Below are 22,030 nucleotides of genomic sequence, written 5' to 3'. Positions count from 1 at the left end.
AAGGAGACACAACATGAGCAACAGCAAGAAGAAACCCGTCGTCGTCTACGGCGCTTCCGGCTACACCGGCCGGCTGGTATGCGAATACCTGCGCGAGTACAACATCCCTTTCATCGCCGCGGGCCGCAGCGCGCAGAAGGTGGAGGCGGCGATGAAGGCCAACGTGCCCGGCATCGAGACCGCGAGCTACGAGGTGGTGGAAGTGGCGCATTCGGTCGAGGCGCTCACCGAGCTCTTCACCGGTGCCTCGGTCGTGCTCAACACGGTCGGCCCCTTCGCCCGGTTCGGCCCTGAGGTCGTCGACGCCTGCCTCGCCGCCGGCTGCCACTACACCGACACCACCGGCGAGCAGGACTGGCTCATCACGCTCGACCAGAAATACGGCGCGCGCTTTGCCGCGGCGGGGCTGCTGCTCTCGCCGGGCCTCGCCCACATGTACACCACAGGCGAGATCGCGGCGCAGATCTGCCTGGAGACGCCCGGCCTCGACACCCTCGACATCGCCGTGTTCTGGGGAGGCAGCCCGACCATCGCATCCACCCAGACCATCCTGGTGAACGCCGCCACCTCCAAGGCCTTCTACCTGGAGCAGAACGAGTACGTCGAGTGGCAGCCCGACGCGGGCCTCTACCACCTGTCCATTCCCGGCCAGCACGAGGCGGCGCTTGCGCTGCCCTGGGGAGGCACCTCGCATCCGGTGTGGTTCAGGCGCGATCCGCGCGTGGCCAACGTGAAGGTGCTCGGCGGTGTCTTCAACAAGGCGCTGATGCAGGGCGTGCCGCAGATCGTGGCCGCCGCGCTCAAGGCCACCGAGGGCATGAACGACGACGACCGCTATGCCGCGCTGGCCCAGACCGCTTCGGGCGTGATGAACACCATGCCCCCGCGCGAGAACCCGCGCATCAACAAGTCCGTCGACTCGGTGCATGCCTCCGGGCCGCTGGGTCGCGTGCACTGCGTGATCTTCGGCAACTGCAACTACAAGCAGACCGGCCTGCTGCAGGCCTATGCGGCGGCCTCGCTGCTGCAGCAGCCGCCGCGGCGCGCAGGCTTCGCATCGGGTTGCCAGGCCTTCGGGCACCGCGAGCTGCTGGGGGCGTTGCGCGGCTTCGGACTGGTGCAGGAGCCCGTGTTCACCCGGATGGGCTGACTTCCATGCGCCTCGTCGACTATCTCGACAAGGGCGCCCAGCTGGGTGCCCAGGCGCCGTGCCTCACCATGGCCGGCAAGGACCTCGGCTACGGCGAAGTGCAGCGCATCAGCTGGCGCGTGGCGCGCGGCCTGCAGCGCGCCGGCATCGAGCCCGGAGACAAGGTGGCCGTGCTCTCGAGCAACGACGCCACCGCATTCGCCACGGTGTTCGGCATCTCGCGCGCGGGCTGCGTGTGGTGCCCGATCAATCCGCGAAACGAGGCGAGCGAGAACGCCTTCGTGCTCGACGCTTTCGACTGCGCCTGCCTGGTCTTCCACGGCAACTACGCGCCCATGGTCGAGCAGATGCGTTCGCAGCTGCCCAAGCTGCGCGCGCTCGTGTGCCTCGACCAGCGGCTGCCTTTCGCGCCTTCCATGGACGACTGGCTCGAAGGCCTGGACGATTCGCCGCTCGACATCGCGCCGCCCGATGACGTCGCGATGATCGCCGGCACCGGCGGCACCACCGGCCAGCCCAAGGGTGTGATGCTCTCGGGGCGCAACCTGGAAGCGATGTCCGCGCTGACGCTGATGGGCTATCCCTTCGAGGGCCGGCCCGTCTACCTCGCGCTCGCGCCACTCACGCACGCGGCCGGCGTGCTTTGCCTGCCGATCATGGCCCTGGGTGGGCAAGTGGTCATCATGCCCAGGCCCGATCTGGCCGAGTTCCTCGGCCTCGTCGAGGCGCATGGCGTCACCCACACCTTCCTGCCGCCCACGCTGATCTACATGCTGCTGCAGCATCCTCGGCTCGAGCAGACCCGGCTCGATTCGCTGCAGTGCTTCTGGTACGGCGCGGCGCCCATGTCTTCCGCGCGGCTCGAAGAGGCGCTGCAGAAGATCGGCCCCGTCATGGCCCAGCTCTTCGGCCAGACCGAGGCGCCGATGATGATCTCGATGATGTCGCCGCGCGAGCACTTCAACGCCGACGGCACCGTCGCGCGCCAACGCCTCGCGTCGGCCGGCCGGCCGGGGCCGCTGGTGCAGGTCGCCGTAATGAACGGCGAAGGCAAGTTGCTGCCCGCCGGCGAAAGCGGCGAGATCGTGGTGCGCGGCTCGCTGGTGATGCTCGGCTACTACAGGAATCCGGGCGCCACCGAAGAGGCTTCGCGCCACGGCTGGCACCACACTGGCGACATCGGCTACCTCGATGCAGACGGCTTTCTCTACATCGTCGACCGCGCCAAGGACATGATCATCTCCGGCGGTTTCAACGTCTATTCGGCGGAGGTCGAGCAGGCTCTGCTGCAGCACCCCGACGTGCAGGACAGCGCGGTGGTCGGCCTGCCCGACGACAAGTGGGGCGAGCGCGTGGTGGCCGTGCTGCAGCTGCACGACGGCAGGCAGGTGGATGTCGAGGACGTCAAGGCCTTCGTCAAGTCGCGCATCGGCAGCGTGAAGGCGCCCAAGCAGATCGAGGTGTGGCTCGACCTGCCGCGCTCCAGGGTGGGCAAGGTGCTGAAGAAGGAGGTGCGCGCGACGCTGCTGCAGCGCGCGGATCAGCCGCCGCGCTCGTAGTGGTCGTGGTGCGCCCGGCGCAGCTCGAACTTCTGGATCTTGCCGGTCGATGTCATCGGCAGCGCCGGTAGGAAGACGATCTTCTTCGGCACCTCGAAGCCGCCCAGGTGCTCCTTGCAGTGCGCGGTGAGCACGTCCTCGTCGAAGTCCGCCGGCGCATCGGGCCTGCGCGTGACGAAAGCGGTGATGGCCTCGCCCCAGCGCTCGTGCGGCAGGCCCACCACCGCCGCGTTGAGCACGGCGGGGTGCCGCAGCAGCACCTCCTCGACCTTGATCGAGGGCACGTTCTCGCCGCCCGACTTGACCATGTCCTTGAGCCGGTCGAGAAAGATCAGCTGCCCATCGGCGTCGAGCTTGCCCAGGTCGCCCGAGTGGTGCCAGCCGAAGCGCTGCGCGTTCGCCGTGGCCTCGGGGTCGTTGTAGTAGCCGAGCATCACGTTGGGGCCGCGAAAGACGATCTCGCCGACCTGCCCGGGCCCCAGCAGCTCGCCCTCGTCGCCCATCACCGCGACCTCGTTCACCAGCGTGCCCACGCCCCAGTAGGAGCCGAAGCGCCTGCGCTGCTCGTGCGCTTCGAAGATGGTGGCGCCTGGGTACATCTCGGTCTGGCCCGAGACGAGGGCGAAGTCCGGGCAGAACTCGTCGAGCAGGCGCAGCAGCAGCGTGCGCGACATCGGCGCCATCGCGTACACGCAAAGCCGCAGGCTCGAGATGTCCCGCGCGGTGCGCTGCGGGTGCGCGAGCAGCGCGCCGTACATCATCGGCAGGCCGACCATCACCGTGATGCGATGCCGTTCGATGGCCGCGAGCACCGCGCCAGGGTCGAAGCCGCGCAGCACCACCAGCGAGCCGCCCACCGCCAGCGCCGACATCAGCACCGTGTGCTGGCCGCAGTGGAAGAGCGGCAGCACGCTGCTCCAAACATCGGCGCGCTCGGGGCTGCTGCCCCATTCGACCATGTTGCTCAGCAGCACCGAATGCACCGAGGCGTGCGAATGCATCACGCCCTTCTGCCGGCCGGTGGTGCCGCTGGTGTACATGATGAGCGCGAGCTGCGTGCTGTCGATGGGCACCTCGGGCAGCGTCGCCGGGCCTTGCGCAATGGTCTGCGGCACCGTGGGCACGCCGGCGGGCGGCGCGTCGCCGTCGAGCACGCAGAGGATGGGCGCCACGCCTTTCTCGGCCAGCAGCTCGCGCAATTCGGGCCGCGCGTGCAGCGCCGTGTCGATCACCATGTGGCACACGCCGGCATGGCCGAGGATGTAGCCGATGGCATCCACCGCCAGCGCGGTGTTGATCGGCACCCACACGAGGCCCGCCTTCTGGATGCCCAGCATGGCGACCACCATCTGGATCGAGTTGTTGCACAGCATGCCCACGCGTTCGCCGCTCGCGAGGCCCAGGCCCAGCAGGTGGTGCGCGAAGCGGTTCGATGCGGCGTCGAGTTCGCTGTAGGTGATGCGGTGCTCGCCTTCGATCAGCGCGGTGCGCGCGCCGAAGCGGCGTGCGCTGCGATGGACCACGTCGCCCAGTGCGATGCGCGAGATGCGTGAATGGAACTGCGACGGCACAGGGCCGGGGGCGGCTGCGGGCATGCTCTTCGTCTCCGTTCTTCGATGATGCGTCGGGAATGCGCGCAGCCTAAGGCCGCATCCCGCGCCGCGTCTTGCGAAGACTGGCTACCGCCCCGCAGGCGGCCGAGAGGCTGCTAGAAGCGCGCCTTGAGAAAGGCCGATGGCCCTTGCAGCTTGACCTTCAGGCGCGACTCCGCGAAGTCGTTCTCGCGCGTCAGGTCGATGTTCGTCACGCCATAGGCCAGCACCACGCCGATGTTCTTCACGGGGAACCATTCCACGCCCGCCGAGGCGTTGTAGATGTTGCCGTGGAAGCGTCCGCTGCTCTTCCACACGCCGGAGGCGTCGGCGAAGAGCCGCAGGTCGGGCGTGATGGCGTGGCGCACGCCGATCTCGAGCAGCGGCGCCACGGTGCTGCCGCTGGAGCTTTCGCTGAGCGTGCCGATCTGGCCGTTCACCGAGGCCAGCGCGGTGGTGCCCAGCGTCGCCCGGTAGTAGGCCGCGCCGGCACCGACGCCGAACACGGTGTTGCCCGAGCCGATCCACCACTTGTACGAGAGCTTGGCGAAGTCGAGCTTGGTGCTGATGTTGGCGTTGCCGAAGGTGTTGAGCGTGCCGAAGGGGCCCAGTGAGGTGGTGCTGTCGATGCCGCCCGAATAGTCGCGCTTGTAGCGGTAGTAGTCGAAGGAGATGCCCTGGCTGTCGCCCAGCAGCAGGTCGGCCGAGATGCGCGGCATGGTGACGCGGCCGGGCTTGACGTCGCCCGTCTGCAGGGCGCCGTAGGCCGTGCCGAAGGAGGCGTCGAGCTTCGGATCGGCGCTGAAGCCGCCGACCGAGAGGCTGAAGCGGTCCAGCGCGGGCGAGGGGTCGGCGAAGGCCGGCACGGCGGCCAGCAGCATGCCGGCACCGAGCAGCGCGGGCTGGTGGATGAGGCTGGAGAGCAGGAAACGATCGCGGGAACGAGTGCGGCGATGCAGCGGCGTGAAGAGCGGCATGAAGCGGATCCTTGATGGCCCCGGAGGACCGGAAATGAATGAATGCCGCGGGCGCGCTGTCGTGACTTCAGGTGACGCTGGCGTGCTCCGGGCGGGGCTCCCTTGGACGGCAGCGACGACAGTAGTGGCGCGCGCACGTCCCGCGGATGCGCGGAATGCCGCAGTGGTTGTAGGAATTCCTCTACGCCGCGACGGCCATTGCGCGCCTTGGCGGGCGCTACAGTGCCGTCATGCGCAGACACCTTTCCACCACCACCGGCCCCCAGCGTCTTCTCTACGGTGCGGCCGCGGGCTGCGCCGTCGTCGCCGCGCTGATGCCGGTGCCGATGAGCGGCATGGCTCGCGGGCTGGCCGGCTGGTGCGCGGCCGTGGGCGTGTACCAGGTGCTGTCCTGGTGGCTGGCCAGTACCTTCGACGCGAGGCGCACGCGCGAGCGGGCGCAGTCGCTGGACCAGCCCAACGTGGTGATCCTGGTGTCGATGCTGGTGGTCGTGGCGATGAGCGTGGTGGCCATCGCCATGCTGCTGCAGCAGGTGAAGGGGCTGAGCGGCCTGGAGCGGGCGGCGCACATCGCGCTGGGCCTGGTGGCGCTGGCGGGCTCGTGGCTGACGATGCACACGATCTACGCCTTCCACTACGCGCACCGCTACTACATCGACCAGCGCGACGGCACGCCCGACGGCGGCCTCGACTTTCCGGGTAAGGGCGATGCGCCCGACGCGCCGGACTACTTCGACTTTCTCTATTTCTCGTACGTGATCGGCATGACCTCGCAGGTGTCCGACGTGCAGGCGACCTCCAAGGAGATGCGGCGCATCACGCTGCTGCACAGCGTGCTGGCCTTCGCCTTCAACATGCTGGTGCTGGCGCTCTCGGTGAACGTGGTCGCGGGCGCCGTTTAGGCGCCTCGCGATGCCCGTTCAGGCCGCGGCCTTGCGTGGCCAGCCGGGCTTGACGATGCCGGTCGACAGCGCCACGCCGCAGACGATCACCACCGCGCAGATCAGCATCCACTGCGTGATGCTCTCGCCCAGGAAGACCGCGCCGTAGAACAGCGCGAACACCGGCACCAGGAAGGTCACCGTCAGCGCGCGGGCCGGGCCGGCGCGCTCGATCAGTCGGAAGAACAGGATGTAGGCCACACCGGTACAGGCGATGCCCAGTGCCAGCAGCGCGAGCCACGCGCGCAGGCTGGGCATCTGCGCGGGCCAGAGCCAGATGGCGGGCAGGGCGAGGAATGCGGTGGCGCCGATCTGGCTGCCGGTGGCCGTGGTCAGCGCGGGCACGCCGCCCAGGTAGGCCCGCGTGGCGCTGGCCGAGATGCCGTAGCACAGGCACGCGCCCAGGCAGGCCAGCACCGCGAAGAGCGCGGCGTTGCCACTGGCGCCGGAATGCAGGCCGGCGTTGCGGCTGGCGAGCATTGCCACGCCGGCGAAGCCGATCACCAGTCCGACCAGCTGCCAGTTCGCCGGCCGCTCGCGGAACCAGGCCCACGCCACGAGCGCGCCGAACATCGGCGTTGTGGCATTGAGCACCGCCGCAAGGCCGGTGTTGATGGTCAACAGCGCGAAGCAGAAGAGCGCGAACGGCATGCCCGAGTTGAAGACGCCGACCAGCAGGCTGGCCTTCCAGTGCTTCGCCAGCGACGGCCCCTGTCCGCGCAGCAGCGCGATGGGCAGCAGGAACAGCGCGGCGATCGCCACCCGCACCGCGGCCGTCGGCAGAGCGCCGAACTCGGCGGCGCCGATGCGCATGAAGAGAAAGGAGGCGCCCCACAGCGCGCCCAGCAGCACCAGGTCGATGAGCCAGGCGGTGGGTGCGAGGGGCTTGGCGGGAGTGGCAGCGGCGATGTTGTTCTTCGTTGTGGTCATGCGGGCTCTGATCGGTCTCTTTCTTTCTTTCTCTTGCCATACGCCCGGATTGCTCAGATCGCCTTTTCGAGCTGCAGCAATGCCGTCTTGCGTTCGAGCCCGCCAGCGTAACCGGTCAGCGAGCCGTCCGAGCCGAGCACGCGGTGGCAGGGCACGATCACGCTGATCGGGTTGCGCCCAACGGCCGCGCCCACCGCGCGCACCGCGGCCGGGTTGCCCACGTTGACGCTCAGCGCGCCGTAGCTCGTGGTGGCGCCGGCCGGAATGGCCAGCAGCTGCTGCCACACGCTCTGCTGGAAGGCGGTGCCGTGCGAGAGGTCGAGCTTCATGTCGAAGCTGTCGCGCTTGCCGGCGAAGTAGTCGCGCAGCTGCGCAGCCGCCTCGACCAGCGCGGGGTGGTCTTCCTTCGCGACCCAGCCGCCGGTGTCGGGCCAGTGGCGCTGCTGGTCGAACCAGACGCCGGCCAGGCCCTTGTCGGTGGCGGCCATCGTGATGCCGCCCAGCGGCGTGTCGATGTGCGAGGTGTAGATGACTTTGCTCTTGAACTTCATGACGCTTCAGGCTGCGACGCCTGCCGTTGCAACAAGGGGAGAACCGGCGTCGTTCGCCGGAACAGGAGAAGGGGCCGCACCGGGCGCATGCCAGGCTCGCAGCACCGCGTAGCTGCGCCAGGGCCGCCAGGCCTGCGAGGCTTCGCTGGCGGCGCGCGCGGTGGTCACGCCCAGCGCCTTCTGCAGCGCGACGTCGCCGGCCGGAAAGGCGTCGGGCCAGCGCAGTGCGCGCATCGCGATGTACTGCGCTGTCCAGGCGCCGATGCCGGGCAGTTCCTGCAGCGCGGCGATGGTGGAGGGCACGTCGGCCCCCGCATGCAGTGCCAGCTTGCCGGCAGCCACTTCGCGGGCGATGGCGTGCAGCGCCGTCTGCCGCTGCCGCACGATGCCGAGGCGGCCCAGCTCGTCGCCGCTCGCGGCAGCGATGGCGGCCGGGGTTGGAAAGAGCCGGTTCAGCCCTTCGACGGGCGTGGCCAGCGGCTCGCCGAAGGCCTCGACCAGCCGCGAGCCCAGCGTGCGCGCCGCGGCCACCGTGATCTGCTGGCCCAGCACCGCGCGCACCGCGAGTTCGAAGCCATCGACCGCGCCGGGCACGCGCAGTCCGTCGCCATGCGGAAAGGCCGCGTGCAGTGCCGCGTTGATCGCCATCGGTTCCGCGTCGAGGTCGAACAGGGCACGGGCGCGGCTGATGACGATGGGCAGCACGGCGGCCAGCGAGTCGCTGACCGACAGCAGCATCTGCTCGCGTTCCAGGTCGAAGCGCAGCTGCAGCCAACCGGCGTGGGCCTGAGCGCCCTGCTGGATGCGCAGGGTGCGGATCAGCTTCACGTAGTCGGGCGTGCTGCCCTTGGCGGGCTCCTTGCCGTCGGCCGTGGAGACGACCTCCACGCCGCGCAGCGCGCGCCGCGCGAAGAAGCCCAGCATCGCGTTGGCGTCGTAGGGCGGGCGAAAGCCCAGCCGGACCTCGATGGCCTTGCCCTGGCTGCTACCGCTGCCATCCGCGTCGCCCCCGGCGCGCCGCAGCGCGCTCGGATTCAGGCCGTAGTGCTCCAGGAAGGCCGCGTTGAAGCGCCGCACGCTGGCGAAGCCGCTGGCCAGCGCGACCTGCGTCATCGGCAGGCGCGTGTCGGCGATGAGCTGCTTGGCGGCCAGCAGGCGGCGCGTCTGCAGGTATTGAAGGGGCGAGACGCCGAACTGCGACTCGAAGATGCGCCGCAGGTGGCGGTCGCTCACGCCCAGGCGTGCCGCGATCTGCGCGGCGCCGGGGCCGTCTTCCGACCAGGCGTCTGGCTCGTCGATCAGCCGTGCCGCCTGCAGCGCGAGGATGCGCGAGGCGTCTTCGGTCGACCAGCTGGCCGCGCGCGGTGCCAATTCGGGCCGGCAGCGCAGGCAGGGACGGAAGCCCGCGGCCTCGGCCTGTGCCGCATGGCGGAAGAACCGGCAGTTCTCGCGCCGCGGCAGTTTCACGCGGCAGACCGGGCGGCAATAGATGCCGGTGGATGTCACCGCGGTGAAGAACGACCCGTCGAAGCGCGCGTCATGCGTCTTCATCGCCAGGTAGCAGGCGTCGCTCTCGAGCGCTTCGGTGGAATGGTGGTTGGCAGGCATGGAGAAATGATACGGTTTCGACTCGTTTCAACTGGCCGTTTCCGGACATGTGGCCAGCCGGGCCCTTGCCTACAATGCCCGGTTTGCAAAACCATCAGGGAAACGCCTCTCCATGCAGCTCAGCGCGTCGATCTTCAAGGCCTATGACATCCGCGGCGTCGTGCCGGTCACTCTCGATGCGGAGGTGGCGCAAGCGCTCGGCAGGGCCTTTGGCAGCGCGGCCCGCGCGGCGGGAGAGAAGTCGGTGGCCGTGGGGCGCGATGGCCGCCTGTCGGGTCCCGCACTGGCCGAGGCGCTCATCAAGGGCCTGGTGGCCACCGGCATCGAGGTCATCGACGTGGGCGCGGTCACCACGCCGATGCTGTACTTCGCGGCCCACACGCTGTGCACCAGCGGCATCCAGGTCACCGGCAGCCACAACCCCAAGGACTACAACGGCTTCAAGATGGTGCTGGCCGGCCGCGCGATCTACGGCGACGAGATCCAGGCCCTGCGCAGGACCATGGAAGCCGGCTCTGCCCAGCTCGCCCCGGGTGGCAGCGTGCGCAAGGTCGACGTGACCGATGCATACATCAAGCGCATTGCGGGCGACGTCAAGCTGGCGCGCCCGATGAAGATCGTGGTCGATTCCGGCAACGGCATCGCCGGCGCCTCGGCCCCGGCCATCTTCCGCGCCCTGGGCTGCGAGGTGACCGAGCTCTTCAGCGAGGTCGACGGCAACTTCCCCAACCACCACCCCGACCCGAGCAAGCCCGAGAACCTGAAGGACCTGATCGCGGCGCTGGCCACCGGCGACGCCGAGCTGGGCCTGGCCTTCGACGGCGACGGCGACCGCCTGGGCATCGTCACCAAGGACGGCCAGAACATCTTCCCCGACCGCCAGATGCAACTGTTTGCACAGGACGTGCTCTCGCGCGTGCCCGGCGGCACCATCGTCTACGACGTGAAGTGCTCGCAGCGCCTTGGCCCGGCCATCGAGGCCGCGGGTGGCAAGCCGATGATCTTCAAGACCGGCCACTCGCTCATCAAGGCGAAGATGAAGGAAATCGACTCGCCCCTGGGCGGCGAGATGAGCGGCCACATCTTCTTCAAGGAGCGCTGGTTCGGCTTCGACGACGGCACCTATGCGGGCTGCCGCCTGCTGGAGATCCTGAGCAAGAGCCCGGACGCGAACGCCGTGCTCAACGCGCTGCCCACGAGCTTCTCCACGCCCGAACTGAACGTGGCCTGCGCCGAGGGCGAGCCGCACGCGGTGGTCGACAAGCTGGTGAAGAGCGCTGCCTTTGCCGCGCCCGCCCAGGTCTCGACCATCGACGGCCTGCGCGTCGACTGGCCCGATGGCTTCGGGCTGATCCGTGCGTCGAACACCACGCCCGTGCTGGTGCTGCGCTTCGAAGGGCAGACCGATGCGGCGCTCAAGCGCATCGAAGCCGAGATGCTGGCTTTGCTGAAGACCGCCAAGCCCGACGCCAAATTGGCAGAAGCCGCGCACTAGGATGACCCCCAGTCTTCGCGCACTTCGTGTCGCTACGCCAACCCCCTTTCAGGGGGCGATACCGGTGGCCCGGCAAAGCCGGTTCCACGGTATCCCTGGAGTGAAAGGCCGCGGCAATTTCACGCGCTACGGGTTCAGCAACGGTGTAGTGGGGCGCTGAATCGTGCGTTCCCTGCTGCTGCGCCTCTACGGCGTCTTCACCACCGTCGTGCAACCGCTCGTGCGCCGCAAGCTGCGGCGCCGCGCGCAGGCCGAGCCGGGCTATGGCGTGGCCGTGGAGGAGCGTTTCGGCTACTACGACGAAGCCACCACCGGCCAGGCCCAGTGCTGGGTGCACGCGGTCTCGCTGGGCGAGACGCGCGCGGCCGCCATCCTCATCGCCGAGCTGCGGCGGCAGTACCCGGGCGTGCCTATCCTGCTCACGCACGGCACCGCCACCGGCCGGGAGGAGGGCGCCAAGCTGCTCGAGCCGGGCGACACGCAGGTCTGGCAGCCCTGGGATACGCCGGGCGCGGTCGGGCGCTTCCTGGACCGCTTCCAGCCGCGCATCGGCGTGCTGATGGAAACCGAGGTCTGGCCCGAGATGACGGCCGCCTGCGCCGAGCGCCGCATTCCGCTGGTGCTGGCCAATGCGCGCCTCAACGAGAAATCGCTGGCCGCCGCCGAGCGCCTTGCCTGGCTGGCGCGGCCCGCGTACTCGGCCCTCACGGCCGTCTGGGCGCAGACCGAGGCCGATGCCCATCGGCTGGTGTCGCTCGGCGCCAAGGTCGCCGGCATCTACGGCAACGTGAAGTTCGATGCCACGCCCGATGCGCGCCAGCTCACTGCGGCCGCTTCGCTGCGCGAGCGCCTGCCCAAGCCGATGGTGGTGCTGGCGAGTTCGCGCGACGGCGAGGAGCGCATGCTGCTCGAAGTGCTCAAGCGCTTCGGCGCGACTTCGCCCGTGCCGCCCGAGCAGGGCGCGATCCGCTCGATTTCCAAGCGCGTGCACGACGTGCAATGGATGATCGTGCCGCGCCATCCGCAGCGCTTCGACGAAGTGGCGGCGCTGATCGAGGCTGAGGGCTTCGCGGTGGCCCGCCGCAGCGCGGCGGGCCAGCCGTCCGAGGCCGAGATCTGGCTCGGCGATTCACTGGGCGAGATGGCGCTTTATTACGGGCTTGCCGACGTGGCGCTGCTCGGCGGCAGCTTCGAGCCGCTGGGCGGGCAGAACCTGATCGAGCCGGCGGCCTGCGGCTGTCCGGTGGTCATGGGGCCGTCGACTTTCAATTTCGCCGAGGCGGCGCAGCTTTCGCTGGCTGCCGGCGCATCGCTGCGCGTCGAGGGCATGGAGCAGGCCGTGACGGCCGCCTTGAAGCTGGTCGAGAACCCCGAGCGCCGCGCCACCATGGCCCAGGCCGCGCTGGCGTTCTCCTCGTCGAACCGCGGGGCGGCCGAGCGCACGGCTGCCGCGGTGCTGGCCATTGCGCAAGCTGCGCAGCCGGTGACGGCGAAGGGCGAGCCGGTGGAAGAGGGCGGCGAACCGGCGCGGGCCGAGCCCACGCTCGATTGATCGAAAAGAGCTGAAGCCGCGCCCGGCGGCTCAGCGCACAGGTGGATTCACGATCACCGGCGGCACGGGTGCCGTCGGCATCGTCGGCGCGGGTGGATTGAACTGCGGCGTCTGCACCGGCGGAACCACTGGAATGCTCGGCGGCGTCACGGGCACCGCGGGCGTCGTCGTGCCGCGGTCGGGACCGATGGCCGGCGGCACGGCCGGCACGCTGCCGCTGCTGGCCAGCGTCGCGTTGATCGCGTTCATGTCGTCCACCGTCAGCGTGCCGTTGGCCTGGCGCAGCTTCAGGTTGCCCAGCAGCACGTTGTAGCGGGCCTGTGCGAGGTCGCGCTTGGTCTGGTAGAGCTGGCTCTGCGAGTTCAGCACGTCGATGTTGATGCGCACGCCCACCTGGTAGCCGAGCCGGTTGGCGTCGAGCGCGCTCTGGCTCGACGCCTCGGCGGCTTCCAGCGCCTTCACCTGGCCGGCACCCGAGACGAGCCCGAGGTAGGCCGCCCGCGTGGCCTGCGCCACGCTGCGGCGCGTGCCTTCGAGCACGCTGCGCGACTGGTCTTCGAGCGCCAGGGTTTCCTTGATGCGGTTCTCGGTGGCGAAGCCGGCGAACAGCGGCAGGTTGAAGGTGACGCCCACCGTGGCCGCGTTGACGCGAGTGCCCACGGTGCTCGTGCTGGTGCCGGTCGGGTTGCGCGTGACGTTGTAGCCCAGGTTGGCGTCCAGCGTGGGCTTGTGGCCGGCCTTGGCCTTGTCCACTTCGAGCCCGGCCACGTCGAGGCCCAGGCGGGCCTGCCGGATGGCGGGATGCGCCTCGTCGGCCTGCGAGACCCAGGCGTTGATGTCGGCGGGTGTCGCCGTCGGCAGCACCACCGGCACGGCGAGCGGCACCGGCACGCTGCCGGGACGGCCGACCAGCTGGTCGAGCACCACCTTCTTCACCTGCAGGTCGTTCTCGGCGGCGATTTCCTGCGCGATCACCAGGTCGTAGCGGGCCTGGGCCTCGCGCGAGTCGGTGATGGTGGAGGTGCCGACCTCGAAGTTGCGCTTGGCCGAAGCCAGCTGCTCGGCCACGGCCACCTTCTGTGCGCGCACGAGCGCCAGGCTGTCCTGGCTCGCGAGCACGTCGAAATAGGCCTGGCTCACGCGCACGATCAGGTCCTGCTCGGCAATCGTGAGCACCGCCTGGGCGATCTCGGCCTGGCGCTTGCCCTGCTCGTAGGTGGCCCAGTTGGCTGGCCGGTACAGCGGCTGGGTGGCGTTGATGCCGACGTTCTGCGTGTTGAAGTCGCGCGAGGCGGAGGTGCCCCGGCCGGTGCCCGTGAGGGTGTCGATGTCGAGGTCGCTGCGCGTTACGCCGGCCGTGAGCCCCACGCTGGGCAGGATGCCGGCCTTGGCCTGCGCGGCGCGCGCGATGTTCGCGTCGTACTGTGCCCGCGCACCCTGGTAGGTGGCGTCGAAGCCGCGGGCGGATTCGTAGAGTTCGTTCAGTGTCTGGGCCTGGGTCAGGGCCGGCGATGCGAGCAGGGCTGCGAAGGTGGTAGCGAGCGCTGCGGAAAGAGGCGAAAGCCGGGGCCTGGGGGGCATTGAACGTCCTTGGGGAAAGAATCAGTAGCGCGGGACCTTGGGGTCGTGCGAGGACCAGGCGTCGATGCCGCCCGCCACGTTGGCGAGCTGGTCAAAGCCGTTCTGGTGCAGGAAGGCGGCCACGCGCTGGCTGCGCGCGCCGTGGTGGCACAGGCAGGCAATCCGGAGTCCGGGTTGGCCGTCATTCAGCTCGGCCAGCCGCCCGGGGATCTCGTTCATCGGAATCGCCACCAGGGTGAAGCCCTGGGGGACGACACTCGCCGTCTGCAGCTCCCAGGGCTCGCGCACGTCGAGCAGCACGGGGGCGGCGTCGGCGTTCTGCGCGAACCAGGCGGCGAGGTCGGCGGGGCGGACTTGGTCGATCATGCTCGGGGTCAACCGTCTGCTCAGAACGCGAAGCGCGAGGGCTCGGGGAAGTTCAGCAGGCGCGGCGCCATCGTGTCCCAGGGCTGGATGGTGTCCCACTTGCTCTCGCTGGTGCGGGTCACGAAGTGGGCGCGCATCATCGGCTCGTCACCCACGATGGCCGAGAGGCGGCCGCCGACCTTCAGCGAACCCAGGAGGTTCTGCGGAATGCGTGCGACGGAGCCGCTGAGCACGATCACGTCGAAGCTGGGGCCGCTGGGCAGGGGCACGGAGCCGTCGGCATGGCGCACCTCGACGTTGGTCACGCCGTTGCGGCGCAGCGTCTCGGCGGCGCGGGCGGCCAGCACGGGGTTGATTTCGAGCGAGAGCACCTGCGCGGCGCGGGCGCCCAGCAGGGCGGCCATGAAGCCGGAGCCGGAGCCGATCTCGAGCACGGTCTCGTGCTTCTTGATGTGCAGGTCCTGCAGCGTGCGGGCCTCGACCTTGGGCGACAGCATGATTTCGCCGGGCACGGAGCCGTCGAGCAGCGGCAGTTCCATGTCGAAGAACGAGAGGGTGCGGTGCGCGTCGGGGACGTAGTCCTCGCGGTGGATCCGGGCCAGCAGCTCGAGGATGTCGTTGTCGAGCACGTCCCAGGGACGGATCTGCTGCTCGATCATGTTGAAGCGCAAGCGCTCGAGGGTGGGGGTGGGGTTCATGGCGTGGCTTTCCTTGTGGGCTCAGGACAAACCTTCAATTTTAGGTGCCGCCGATGACACCCCCGGTTCGGTCGGCCTTCCGGGACGCGCGCTGAGGCCGTTGATCACCACTTCGGCCTGGGTTGACACGTACTTTTCGGGGTCGAGCGCCGCCGTTGCGTCGACGCAGACCATGGCCGAATGCTTCCAGAGCATGAGAAAGACCATGGGCGCGACCACCGAGTAGATCGCGTGGTCGATGTCCATGGGCGCGAATTCGCCGCTGTCGATGCCGCGCTGGAAGATGCGCCGAAGCAGCTCGTGGCCGGGCCGGACCACCTGCTCGCGGTAGAACTCCGCGAGCGCCGGAAAATTGGCGCCCTCGCTCATCATGAGCTTGGTCAGGCCCGAGGCCTGGGTCTTGCCGACGCGCTCCCACCACACGTTCATGCAGTAGCGCAGCATGTCGGCGGTGGTGCCCTCGAAGGCCTCGAACTCGGCATTCCACTCGGTGAAACGGCCTCCGAGGTTCTCCATGACCACGGCCTTGAAGAGCTCTTCCTTGCTCGGGAAGTAGAGAAAGAGGGTGCCCTTGGAAACGCCGGCGCGGGCCGCCACTTCCTCGGAGCGTGTCGCCGCAAAGCCTTTCTCGACGAACAGATCGAGTGCGGCCGCCAGCAGTTCGCCGGGGCGCGCCTCTTTCCGGCGCTCGCGCTTGGCGCGCACCGGGCAGATCTTGTCGACGAAGGAGCGGGGCGTGGACATACTCTTAATGACTCGTGGGTTAGTAATGTAGTGACGGGCATCCGTCACGTCAAGCCGCGACAATATCGGGTTCGCCTTTTCAACCTCCGCCGGAGCAGCACCATGTCCACTTCATCGTCGGCCACCGAAACCATCGTCCTGGGTGGAGGCTGCTTCTGGTGCACCGAGGCGGTCTTCGACCGCGTGCAGGGGGTGATCGACGTCGAGTCGGGCTACAGCAACGGCCAAGCCGTCAACCCGACCTACGAGCAGGTCTGCACCGGCCGCACCGGCCACGCCGAGGTAGTGAAGCTCGAATTCGACCCGGCGCAGATCAGCCTGCGCGAGATCCTCGAAATCTTCTTCGTCGTGCACGACCCGACCACGCTCAACCGCCAGGGCAACGACGTCGGTACCCAGTACCGCAGCGGGATCTACTACACGGACGATGCCCAGAAGCAGGTGGCCGAAGACGTCATCCGCGAGATCGGGGCCAGCAAGACCTACTCCTCGCCCGTGGTCACCGAGGTGGCCCCGCTGGCCAACTACTCGACGGCCGAGGCCTACCACCAGGACTACTTCCTGAACCACCCGAACCAGGGTTACTGCGCCTTCGTCGTCGGCCCGAAGGTCGAGAAGTTCCAGAAGACCTTCGCGTCCCGCCTCAAGGCCTGATGGCCTGAACACGCCCTTTTCGTGCACCTCGCGATCCGACAGTCCAGACCCCGCTCGACCCGCGCGCTCGCGGTCGTGCTGGCGGTCGCGCTGTGGTTCGCGGGCACGCTGGGGCTGATGCACCGTTCGCTGCACGTGCCGGGCCTGCCGGACGCCGCGGCGCAGGCCGCGCAGGTCGTCCACAAGCACGCGGCTCATCACCTGGCCAGCCTGTTCGGCGATCACACCGACGCCGAATGCCGGCTGTACGACCAGCTCACCCATGGCTCGGCCGCGCCCGGCGTGCCGCTGGTGGTGCTGCCGGTTTTGCTGCCGTCGGCCACCTTCGCTTTCCTGCAGGGCGAGGCTCTCGCCCGCTGGGTTGCGCTTTTCGACGCGCGCGGCCCGCCTCCCTCTCGCTGAATCCCCCTGTGTGCCGGCTGCTGCTGCACCCGCCTTGCGCGCGGTGGCGGCTGGTCGTCCCTTGATTCACCGAGTTTCCATTCATGACCCCCAATTTCCGTCGCAACGCCATCGGCGTTGCCGTTCTTTCGCTTGCCTCCTTCGCAAGCATGGCTCAGACGCAGGCGCCCAATGCCGTCCCGGCCCAGCCCGCCGACGCCGCCAGCCTGCGCGAGATCACCGTCACCGGCAATCCGCTCGGCGCCTCCGACCTGATCGCGCCCACCACCGCGCTGTCGGGCGACAAGCTGCTGCTGCGCTCCCAATCGACCCTCGGCGAGACGCTGGACAACGTGCCGGGCGTGAGCAGCAGCTACTTCGGCCCCAACGCCAGCCGGCCGATCATCCGCGGCCAGGACGGCGACCGCATCCGCATCCTGCAGAACGGAGGCGCCGCGCCGGATGCCTCGGCGCTCAGCTACGACCATGCCGTGCCCGTCGATGCGCTGGTCACCGAGCGCATCGAGGTGCTGCGCGGCCCCTCGGCGCTGCAGTACGGCGGCAGCGCCGTGGGCGGCGTGGTCAACGTGATCGACAACCGCATTCCGTCCGAGCCCATCAACGGCTTCGGCGGCCGCGCCGACCTGGGCTATTCCACCGGCAACAAGGAGAAGAACGGCGGCGTGGTGCTCGAAGGCGGCAACGACCGCTTCGCCCTGCACGTCGACGCCTTCAACCGCGACTCGAAGGACGTCTCGGTGCCGATCACCCTCGAGTGCAGCAAGCCCGGCTCGCCCTGGACGGCGCGCAAGATCTGCAACTCGGCCAACGAGGCGAACGGCGGCGCGCTCGGCGGCACGCTGTTCTTCGACCAGGGCTACATCGGCGCCTCGGTCAGCAGCTACCGCAGCAAGTACGGCACGGTGGCCGAGGACGACGTGACCATCAACATGAAGTCCGACCGCTACGCGCTCGAAGGCGAATGGCGCCCGGGCGGCTTCATCAGCAGCATCCACGCCAAGCTCAGCCACACCGACTACCGCCACACCGAGTTCGAGGGCGGCACGCCCGGCACGACCTTCTCGAACATGAGCAACGACCTGCGCATCGAGGCGCGCCACCGGAAGATCGGCAACTTCGAGGGCCTGGTCGGCTTCAGCAGCGAGACCAACCGCTTCGCCGCCGACGGCGAGGAAGCCTTCGCGCCGCACAGCCGCACGCGCTCCAACGCGTTCTTCCTGCACGAGGAGTACGGCACTTCGTGGGGCCGCCTGAGCTTCGGCGCGCGCACCGAGCAGGTCCGCATCCGCTCGCTGGGCTATCCGGACGATCCGACAGTCACGCGCTTCGCCATCGGCGAGCGCACCTTCAACCCGCACAGCGCTGCATTCGGTGCGCTGGTGAACCTCGCGCCGCAGTGGCAGCTGACCTCGAACCTCGCCTACACCGAGCGCGCGCCCAAGGACTACGAGCTGCTGGCCAACGGCCCGCACGTGGCGACGGGCGCCTGGGAGGTGGGCGATCCGAACCTGAAGAAGGAAAAGTCGACCGGCTTCGACCTGGGCGCGCAATGGAAGTCGGGCCCCAACACGGCCCGCGTGAACGCCTACGTCACGCGCTTTCGCAACTACATCGGCCTGACCGCGACGGGGCGCAGCCTCGACGAGGAGGGCAACGTGGCCGAACCCGGCGCCACCGACACGCTGGCCGAGTACGTCTACGGCGGCGTGCGCGCGCGCTTCACCGGCATCGAGGCCAACGGCAACCTGCGCCTGCTGGGCTCCGACGGCTTCGCGCGGATGAACGATGCGGGCACGCTCGACCTGGAATGGCGCGGCGACATCGTGCGCGCCAGGAACCTCGACACCGGCGAGCCGCTGCCACGCATCGCGCCGCTGCGCCTGGGCGCCACGCTGGCCTACAACAACGGGCCGTGGGGCGCGCGCTTCGGCTTCGACTACAACGCCGCCCAGCGCCGCGTGCCCTCGGTGGGCGCGCGCGAGACCGATGCCTATACGCTGTGGAACGCCGCCATCACCTACCGCATGAAGGTGCAGCGCGCCAACCTCACCTGGTACGCGCGCATGGACAACATCACGAACAAGCTGGCCTACAGCGCGACCTCGATCCTGACGAGCACGGTGTATCCGAACGCGCCGCTGCCGGGCCGCACGCTGAAGGTCGGCCTGCGCGTGACGTTCTGATCGGTGTGTTTCTCCCTCCCTCTCTGGGGGAGGGCAGCGGTGGGGCAAGCGGCGTCCGATGAGGCCGCGGCCATGCAAAAGCGCCGCCTGCCCCCATCCCAACCTTGCCCCGGAGGGGGAAGGGGCAAGACAGGGGAGTCCGTGGGCTATTCTCGCCCGGTGAACTCCATCGTCGTCTCCTCGCTCGTGCCCGTGGTCGTGCTCATCGCCGCGGGCTACCTGGCCGGCAAGCGGCGCTGGATCGGCGGCGGCGCGGTGAAGGATCTTTCTCACCTCATCTTCCTGCTGCTGGCGCCCGCGCTGCTGTTCCGCGCGATGAGCACGGTGCACGTCGAGCAGCTCAGCCTGAAGCCGGTGGCTGCCTACTTCATCGCCTCGGGCCTGCTGTTCGCGGGCACGCTGGCGCTGCGCGGATTCAACCGCACGGCGGCGGTGATCGCGCTGGCCAACACCTACAGCAACACCGTGATGATCGGCATCGCGCTGATCGGCCTGGCCTATGGTGAGGAGGGCATGGTGGTGCTGCTCACGCTGATCTCGCTGCATTCGCTGGTGCTGCTGACCAGCGCCACGGTGGTGCTGGAGCTGGCCGTGGCGCGCGAGCAGGCCGGTGCCTCCGGCAACGAGAAGCGCCCCTCGATGGCGCGCACCGTGGTGCGTGCGCTGCGCAACGCGATCATCCACCCGGTGCCGCTGCCGATCATCGCGGGCCTGCTGTTCGCGCAGACCGGGCTGGCAATGCCCGAGGCGATCGACAAGCCGATCCAGCTGCTCGGCCAGGCCTTCGGCCCGATCGCGCTGGTGATGGTGGGCATCACGCTCGCGCTCACGCCCATCGGCCGGCATTGGCGCGGCGCGCTGACACAGGCGCTGGTGAAGAACCTGCTGCATCCGCTGCTGGTGGCCCTCATCGGATGGCTGCTGGGTGTGCGCGGCATTCCGCTCACGGTGATGGTGGTGGCCGCTGCGCTGCCCATCGGCGCCAACGTGTTCCTCTTCTCGCAGCGCTACCGCACCGCCGAGGACCTGGTGACCGCCAGCGTCGTGGTGTCGACGGTGCTCGCGCTGGCCACGCTCACGCTCGTGATGATGTGCGTGCAGTGGCTGCCCTGAGTCCTTCGGACTTCTTCAGGTAATTTCTCGCGCACTTTCGCCTTAGCGCTGCCGCCGGGCGCGCCTATGCCGTTCGGCAGGGTGGCCGTTTGGCGAGATGGCGCGCGGCCTTCGCGCACCTACATTTGCCGGCTGATGATTTACCCGGCGCGCTCTTCGCCCCTTCTTGCTATGGCGGTGGTCGCGACGGTGATCGCGCTGCACGGCCGACCCGCGCAGGCAGCCGAGACTGCCGCCGAGGCCCCCAAGCCGTGCCGCACGCCGTGCCTTTCGGCGGGCGTTGCGCGCGAGCCGGCGGAGGCGAAGGCGGAGAAAGCGGAGAAAGCGGAGAAAGCGGACAGGGCCGAGGAGGGGCCGTCGAAACCGAAGCCGGTGGCCAGGGCTCGCCCGCAGCCGGTCGCGCCGCCGCCGTCGCAACCACCCGTGCAACGCGAAGCAGCCGCCGCGCCGCGCCCCGCGCCGTCGAAGCGCTGCACCGAGATCAACATGCGCGCCGCCGTCGGCGAGCCGCTGTCGGACCAGGACATGAAGACATTGAGGAGCCAATGCTGATGACGACCACCATCCAACGCGCTTGCCTGGCGCTGCGCGCGTTCGCGCTGTGCGCTGCCGCCGTGCTCGCCGCCGCTTGCGCGCACCGCCCCGTGCCCGGCAACGCCATGCCCTTCGACCAGGCCGTGAACCAGGCGGTGGACGACCTGATGGTGCAGACGCAGAAGCTGCCGGCCTTCCTGGCCAAGGTGGAGTCGACGCTCACGCAGCGCCGCATCGTGATCGATCCGTTGCTCGAAGGCGCCAGCGGCCAGCAGACCGAGGTGACGCGCGTGGCCGAGCAGCGCATCGTCCAGCGCATGCAGGCGCAGTTCAAGCAGTTCACCGTCTCGCCCTTCAACGCCACCGAGATCGGCAATGCGCAGTACGTGCTCAACGGCACGCTGGTGCGCGACAAGGACGCCTCGGGCGGGCCCTACCGGCTGAACCTGGCGCTCACCGAGATCAAGAGCGGCGTGGTGATCGCGCAGTCGGTAACGCGCATCAGCGACACCTCGCTCGACACACGCCCCACCGCCTTCTTCCGCGACAGCCCGGTGAACGGCAAGGACCGCGGCGTCGAGGGCTACATCCGCACCGCCGAGACCCAGCCCGGCCAGGCCGCCGATGCGCTCTACCTGGAGCGCCTGCCGACCGCCACCGTGCTGCAGGAAGCCACCGCCGCCTACGAGGCCGGCCGCATGAGCGAGGCGCTGAGCCGCTACGAGGCCGCGTCGAAGCGGCCCGACGGGCAGCAGCTGCGCATCTACAGCGGCCTGTACCTCACGCAGTCGCAACTCGGCCGCACGGCCGATGCCGAGAAGACCTTCGGCACCATCGCCAGGCTCGGGCTCGAAACCAACAACCTGAGCGTGAAGTTCCTGTTCAAGCCGGGCTCGACCGACTTCCTGTCCGACCCGAAGATCAGTGCCGCCTATCCGATGTGGCTGCGCCAGATCGCGCGGCAGGCGGCGCAGATCGATTCGTGCGTGGTGGTCACGGGCCACACCAGCCGCACGGGTTCGGAGGCGGTGAACGAGCGGCTGTCGCTGCAGCGCGCGACGAGCGTGAAGGCGAAGTTGGTGGGAGAGGCCCCGCCGCTGTCGAAGAAGCTGCGCGAATCGGGCATGGGATTCCGCGAGAACATCGTCGGTACGGGCGCCGACGATGCGAGCGATGCGCTGGACCGGCGCGTCGAGTTCAAGGTTGTCGGTTGCGAGGCTTGATTCGCCCCCAGGCTGCGCGCACTTCGTGTCGCTTCGCCAACCCCCTTCCGGGGCAACACCGGCGGCCCGGCAAAGCCGGTTCTGCGGTAGCACTGGGCTCGCCCCCAGGCTGCGCGCACTTCGTGTCGCTTCGCCAACCCCCTTCCGGGGCAACACCTGCAGCCCGGCAAAGCCGGT

At 69.1% G+C, this 22,030-nt stretch carries 20 protein-coding genes; 11 read left to right on the top strand and 9 right to left on the bottom strand.

Translation table 11 applies throughout. The features are described from left to right. The first annotated feature begins 13 nt into the window (after window positions 1–13). Both ACAM57_RS21660 and ACAM57_RS21655 read left to right on the top strand, forming a co-directional pair. Entirely contained in the window at window positions 14–1,150 is a 1,137-nt protein-coding gene (locus ACAM57_RS21660) for a DUF5938 domain-containing protein (protein WP_369658865.1), read from the top strand. Window positions 1,151–1,155: 5 nt separating this feature from the next. Further along, the gene (locus ACAM57_RS21655; RefSeq protein WP_369658864.1) at window positions 1,156–2,709 is read left to right on the top strand and encodes a long-chain fatty acid--CoA ligase; all 1,554 of its coding nucleotides are present in this window, start codon (window positions 1,156–1,158) and stop codon (window positions 2,707–2,709) included. Here ACAM57_RS21655 and ACAM57_RS21650 read toward each other — a convergent pair. Together ACAM57_RS21650 and ACAM57_RS21645 are read right to left on the bottom strand one after the other, a co-directional pair. Beyond that, complete coding sequence (locus ACAM57_RS21650) at window positions 2,691–4,304, bottom strand: class I adenylate-forming enzyme family protein (protein WP_369658863.1); 1,614 nt, start codon at window positions 4,302–4,304, stop codon at window positions 2,691–2,693. The two genes, ACAM57_RS21655 and ACAM57_RS21650, sit on opposite strands and share 19 nt — an antisense overlap. Before the next feature lie 113 nt (window positions 4,305–4,417). Next, the gene (locus ACAM57_RS21645) at window positions 4,418–5,182 is read right to left on the bottom strand and encodes a hypothetical protein (RefSeq protein WP_369662461.1); all 765 of its coding nucleotides are present in this window, start codon (window positions 5,180–5,182) and stop codon (window positions 4,418–4,420) included. Between the two features lie 326 nt (window positions 5,183–5,508). On the opposite strand from ACAM57_RS21645, the gene ACAM57_RS21640 reads away from it, so the two are divergent. Beyond that, window positions 5,509–6,180 (top strand): DUF1345 domain-containing protein, encoded by a 672-nt coding sequence (locus ACAM57_RS21640; protein WP_369658862.1) that lies wholly within the window; start codon window positions 5,509–5,511, stop codon window positions 6,178–6,180. Between the two features lie 18 nt (window positions 6,181–6,198). On the opposite strand, the gene ACAM57_RS21635 is transcribed toward ACAM57_RS21640, so the two are convergent. The 3 genes from ACAM57_RS21635 to ACAM57_RS21625 are packed head-to-tail and all read right to left on the bottom strand — an operon-like array spanning window position 6,199 to window position 9,308. Beyond that, window positions 6,199–7,149, bottom strand: coding sequence for a DMT family transporter (locus tag ACAM57_RS21635; RefSeq protein WP_369658861.1), 951 nt, complete (start codon window positions 7,147–7,149; stop codon window positions 6,199–6,201). A gap of 53 nt (window positions 7,150–7,202) precedes the next feature. After that, window positions 7,203–7,700 (bottom strand): methylated-DNA--[protein]-cysteine S-methyltransferase, encoded by a 498-nt coding sequence (locus ACAM57_RS21630; protein WP_369658860.1) that lies wholly within the window; start codon window positions 7,698–7,700, stop codon window positions 7,203–7,205. A 6-nt stretch (window positions 7,701–7,706) separates the two neighbouring features. Further along, the gene (locus ACAM57_RS21625; protein WP_369658859.1) at window positions 7,707–9,308 is read right to left on the bottom strand and encodes a DNA-3-methyladenine glycosylase 2 family protein; all 1,602 of its coding nucleotides are present in this window, start codon (window positions 9,306–9,308) and stop codon (window positions 7,707–7,709) included. Window positions 9,309–9,420: 112 nt separating this feature from the next. Between ACAM57_RS21625 and ACAM57_RS21620 the strand changes: the two genes are divergently transcribed. Together ACAM57_RS21620 and ACAM57_RS21615 are read left to right on the top strand one after the other, a co-directional pair. After that, entirely contained in the window at window positions 9,421–10,803 is a 1,383-nt protein-coding gene (locus ACAM57_RS21620; protein ID WP_369658858.1) for a phosphomannomutase/phosphoglucomutase, read from the top strand. A gap of 163 nt (window positions 10,804–10,966) precedes the next feature. Next, the gene (locus tag ACAM57_RS21615) at window positions 10,967–12,355 is read left to right on the top strand and encodes a 3-deoxy-D-manno-octulosonic acid transferase (RefSeq protein WP_184636071.1); all 1,389 of its coding nucleotides are present in this window, start codon (window positions 10,967–10,969) and stop codon (window positions 12,353–12,355) included. A 30-nt stretch (window positions 12,356–12,385) separates the two neighbouring features. Here ACAM57_RS21615 and ACAM57_RS21610 read toward each other — a convergent pair whose 3' ends face one another. Genes ACAM57_RS21610 through ACAM57_RS21595 form a run of 4 tightly spaced genes read right to left on the bottom strand, consistent with a single transcriptional unit; the run spans window position 12,386 to window position 15,744 of the window. Then, a complete protein-coding gene (locus ACAM57_RS21610) occupies window positions 12,386–13,936 on the bottom strand; it encodes a TolC family outer membrane protein (RefSeq protein WP_369658857.1) in 1,551 nt (516 codons plus the stop codon). A gap of 21 nt (window positions 13,937–13,957) precedes the next feature. Then, a complete protein-coding gene (locus ACAM57_RS21605; protein ID WP_126024088.1) occupies window positions 13,958–14,302 on the bottom strand; it encodes a rhodanese-like domain-containing protein in 345 nt (114 codons plus the stop codon). Window positions 14,303–14,322: 20 nt separating this feature from the next. Beyond that, complete coding sequence (locus ACAM57_RS21600) at window positions 14,323–15,000, bottom strand: protein-L-isoaspartate O-methyltransferase (RefSeq protein ID WP_369658856.1); 678 nt, start codon at window positions 14,998–15,000, stop codon at window positions 14,323–14,325. Between the two features lie 21 nt (window positions 15,001–15,021). Next, a complete protein-coding gene (locus ACAM57_RS21595; protein WP_369658855.1) occupies window positions 15,022–15,744 on the bottom strand; it encodes a TetR/AcrR family transcriptional regulator in 723 nt (240 codons plus the stop codon). Window positions 15,745–15,846: 102 nt separating this feature from the next. Between ACAM57_RS21595 and msrA the strand changes: the two genes are divergently transcribed. From msrA to ACAM57_RS21565, 6 genes are all read left to right on the top strand, one after another. Continuing rightward, window positions 15,847–16,398, top strand: a complete 552-nt coding sequence (msrA, locus tag ACAM57_RS21590; RefSeq protein ID WP_369658854.1) for a peptide-methionine (S)-S-oxide reductase MsrA — start codon at window positions 15,847–15,849, stop codon at window positions 16,396–16,398. Between the two features lie 21 nt (window positions 16,399–16,419). Continuing rightward, window positions 16,420–16,800, top strand: a complete 381-nt coding sequence (locus ACAM57_RS21585) for a hypothetical protein (RefSeq protein ID WP_369658853.1) — start codon at window positions 16,420–16,422, stop codon at window positions 16,798–16,800. An 83-nt stretch (window positions 16,801–16,883) separates the two neighbouring features. Further along, window positions 16,884–18,983 carry a TonB-dependent receptor gene (locus ACAM57_RS21580; RefSeq protein ID WP_369658852.1) on the top strand — a complete coding sequence of 700 codons (2,100 nt, stop codon included), beginning with the start codon at window positions 16,884–16,886 and terminating at the stop codon, window positions 18,981–18,983. A gap of 159 nt (window positions 18,984–19,142) precedes the next feature. Next, window positions 19,143–20,096: an AEC family transporter gene (locus ACAM57_RS21575; RefSeq protein ID WP_369658851.1), complete on the top strand. Its 954-nt coding sequence runs from the start codon at window positions 19,143–19,145 to the stop codon at window positions 20,094–20,096. Between the two features lie 171 nt (window positions 20,097–20,267). Beyond that, window positions 20,268–20,648 (top strand): hypothetical protein, encoded by a 381-nt coding sequence (locus ACAM57_RS21570; protein WP_369658850.1) that lies wholly within the window; start codon window positions 20,268–20,270, stop codon window positions 20,646–20,648. Continuing rightward, window positions 20,642–21,853, top strand: a complete 1,212-nt coding sequence (locus ACAM57_RS21565) for an OmpA family protein (RefSeq protein WP_369658849.1) — start codon at window positions 20,642–20,644, stop codon at window positions 21,851–21,853. The genes ACAM57_RS21570 and ACAM57_RS21565 overlap by 7 nt, the downstream gene beginning before the upstream one ends. Window positions 21,854–22,030 lie beyond the last annotated feature (177 nt).

Source organism: Variovorax sp. V15 (genome assembly GCF_041154425.1).
Taxonomy (GTDB): Bacteria; Pseudomonadota; Gammaproteobacteria; order Burkholderiales; family Burkholderiaceae_C; genus Variovorax; species Variovorax guangxiensis.
The sequence above is the reverse complement of the archived record's forward strand: the minus strand, read 5'-3'. Positions and strand labels throughout refer to the sequence as shown.